Origin of the sequence: Nevskia soli, assembly GCF_903970205.1 — a bacterium.
Taxonomy (GTDB): Bacteria; Acidobacteriota; Terriglobia; order Bryobacterales; family Bryobacteraceae; genus Bog-113.
In genome coordinates this window covers 1-3,474 of sequence record NZ_CAJCHS010000005.1, presented here as the reverse complement: position 1 = coordinate 3,474, position 3,474 = coordinate 1, and the positions used below count along the sequence as shown (strand labels likewise).

Annotated in this window: 2 protein-coding genes; both read right to left on the bottom strand. The window is 55.7% G+C overall.

Annotated features, from left to right (window positions below):
• Positions 1-164 precede the first annotated feature (164 nt).
• Positions 165-725 (bottom strand): peroxiredoxin, encoded by a 561-nt coding sequence (locus tag H1Y01_RS00230; protein WP_180538085.1) that lies wholly within the window; start codon positions 723-725, stop codon positions 165-167.
• Positions 709-3,474: M1 family aminopeptidase (locus tag H1Y01_RS00225; protein ID WP_219341140.1), on the bottom strand; the 2,766-nt coding region annotated here is incomplete at its 5' end. The genes H1Y01_RS00225 and H1Y01_RS00230, both read right to left, overlap by 17 nt.

Below are 3,474 nucleotides of genomic sequence, written 5' to 3'. Positions count from 1 at the left end.
TTCAAAGAGTGTAAGCAATTCTTAGTTCGACGGCGAGTGTTTGCAGACCAGAGTGAGAAGTCCAAAGTTGGTATCCCTTGGCATCTTGCAGAAGGTTCTCATCCAATTCAAGGGTCTTCCGCATACATCTGATTCTGCCATCTTTGCAGGTGTGTAAATCTCTATCAGCGACTTAGCCACCGCAGGACTTGGTCCGCGCTTTCATTACTCGGGAAGACCGGATAGAAAACATGCTCAATGCGTCCCTGCCGAGTTACCATCGTCAGCCGCTTTAGGAGGCGCTTGCCGTCTACTTCGAACGTCGGCAGCCTTAATGCGTCGCATAACTCGAACGATTCATCGCTGAGAACTTCGAACGGTAAGTGCAGCCGGTCGGCCATTTCGCGCTGATACTCCGGTGGCTGCGTACTTAGGCCGAATACTTCGACTCCCAGACTTCGAAGCTCGTCGTAACGATCGCGGAAATTGCAGGCTTGCGGCGTACAACCGCGCGCGCCCGGAATGGCGTCCCAACCATCGGGCAGCGGCGTTCCCGGCACGCCGGTCATGGGATAGCAGTAGATTACCGTCCTACCCGCGGTCAGAGCCGAAAGGTCTACTTCGCGCCCCTTAGTCGAACGCAGGCTGACCTTTGGTAGCGGCATGTGCAGTAAGTGGTCCGCCGCGCCATCGTCTACCGGCTTCGGTAAGTCGGTCGGGAGCGGGAAATCAATCGGCTGTGCCATTGGTAATTATTGTGACCGGTTTGGTATTGTCGTCCGGAATGCGGTCGATCAGGAGGTCGAACGGATCGATGCCCGCCGTATCCGGAGCTTTATCGACGGTGAACGTATAAGTTGCCGGGCCCGAGTGCATGAGGCGACGGTCGCGGTACAGAGTCGCGCCGTACTTCTCGCCGTTCGGAGGTTTGGCGAAAGCGCCGATGTCGATCCAGTCATTTACCGGAACTTCGCGTTCGTTGCCTTTCTCGTCGGCTTTGAACTTGTGGGCGTCAACCTTAATCTTGACATCGAATTTGCCGTCTGCCCGTTTGGCTGCCGTAGCATTCGTGGTCCGGTTGGAGAAGAGCGTAATGTCGTAGAAGAGATCCTTAATCAGATACTGCAGGTGGGGCGGCGTTTCCGCCTGCAGCGCGTCAACCAAGGCGTAGGAGACCGGATAGGGCGGCGGAGCATAACGGTATTGATCGAGTACCTTGCGTAAGGCGCGGTTCACGGCGTCTTCGCCGATCATCTCCTTCAAGTAGTACATAACGACGCTGCCCTTGCGGTAGTGAATGTAGCCTTGCTCGCTATCGACTCTAATCAACGGCCGTTCTTTCAGCAGCTCCTGACCGCGCGATCGCAGATAGTTATCCATCTCATACTTCAGAAACTTACGCATCAAATCGCGGCCGTATTGTTTTTCCATCACCATGAGCGCGGAGTATTGGGCCAGTGTCTCCGAAAGGAGCGTGGCGCCCTGCATGTTAGCGCCGATCACCTGATAAGCCCAGTATTGATGGCCCATCTCGTGCGCGACAACATAGGAAACCATGTCGATGTCTCCCGGGTGGTTTAAGTTTGCTATAAAGCCGATAGCTTCTGAGTAAGGCATGGTACCCGGGAACGCTTGAGCGAACCTTGCGATTCGAGGAAATTCCACGATGCGCGCCTCGCGATTGTAGTAAGGACCGAAGTTCGCCGTGTAATAGTCGAAGGCCTTATGCATCGCAGTCTGCATGCGGGGAACGTTCCAGGGTTGCTCGGCCAGGTAATAAACCTCGGTGTTCAGGTCGTGCCACTTCTCGCGCGAAACCGTGTAGTGAGCAGATATGAACGAGTAGAAGTTCCAGTCCGGGTGATCGAGGCTGTAATGGTAGTAATGGCGGCCGCCGGAATACCAGTCGTTCTTCAACGATCCGGGCGCGATCGCGATTTGATCCGGTGACGTACTAATCACGGTATCCACATTGACCAGATCGGAGTTATTAGAGAGATAGCTATTACGGCAGTCGACGGTGCAATTGCGCTCGAGTGCGGGCATGGGGTCTTTGGCTTTCAGACCGAAGCGTTTCCGCTTGTTAGGTTGTTTGATTTCGTTGCGGGGCTGATAGCCAATTTGGGGACCCACCTGGTTATTGAAGAAGGTGCCGTTCTCGGCGACCTCCAGCAACGTCGGCGAGTTCTCGAAGCCGTGGGCGCGGCGGGCGACGGTGTATCGCATGTGCCGCTCCTCGCCGGGCGCCATCGGCGGATTCAGGGCGTATTCGCTGAAGCTCAGCCGGTCGTTCTTCCAGTTTAGGCGCCCGCCATCGATGTCGACCGTTGTTTCAAGATCCGGATACTTTGTGATATGAACCTTGTCGATCGGCGCGGAGGTTTCGTTCTTTATGATCTGGTCCGCACGCATGACGGCTTCGCGGTTTTCCGGATAGATATCGATCGCGTATTTGATATCCGTTATGCGGGGCTCCGGCCGTCCGTTGTAGGCGCCGTAAGTCTTCTCGTAATCGGCCGCGGCCTGGTCGGTGTCCTGTTCGCTGTGTAACGGGTTGAGGATCTCGGTGTTGTAGTAGACCCATCCACCGATGGCGACAAACGCGGTCAGTAACGCGACCGAGCCAAAGCGCATCGAGCCCGCCCAACGCGCGCGTGCTTCCCGCAAACGGTATCTCCAGGCAGTTTCCCGTCCTCGGGGCCAGAGTAGAAGACTAAGGCAAATGAGTAAAGCGCAGAAAGCACCCCAGTAAAAGGTGAACCAGACCCACGATTGCCAGTAAGGCGCGAACCCGAAAAAGTCGGAGAAGTTCATGCTCGGCCGGGCGCCGAATTGGACCAGATAGGTCGCCACGTGCAACGGACGCCAGGCAAACAGATTGAAGATGCCGAATGCAATAAACGCAAAGTAGCCGATGTACTTATTGGGCGCCAGCACGTGGAGAAAGTACGCCAGGACGACCCAGAAGACGAAGATCGTGAAGTCGATAAACAACAGTTCTTCAAACCACAGGCCGAGTTGGTAACGATGGTAGCTATGGAAGAACTGGACGAGCAGCCCAGCTATCATGGCCGCGACTACAACCAGAAAGACGCTGCCGAGCAGTGCGATCAGTTTGGATCCCAAAGCCGGCCAATCGCGGCGCGGCAGGGTGTCGTTGATATCGTCGACACCCGCGTCGCGCTCTTTCCACACAAGCACGCCGGCGTAGTAAGTGATCATCGCGAACAGAAACGAATAGAGTGTGCCCTGAATTACATCGATGAGGTAATAAGTGACCGGGAATGAGGAGTTGCCATAACCGTCGGTTCCACTAACTAAGAGCGAAGTCATGCAGTTCAAAAGAGCGGCAATGGTGATGACGATGAACGGTACCGACTTAACCAGGCCGAGAAACTCGATGCGGGTGGATCCGAGGAACTGCGTAAGTTGCGCGCCAACGCCGAAATGGGGAACCGCGGCCGTGGGTGCGTGCAAGCGGACCGCCTCCGGTTT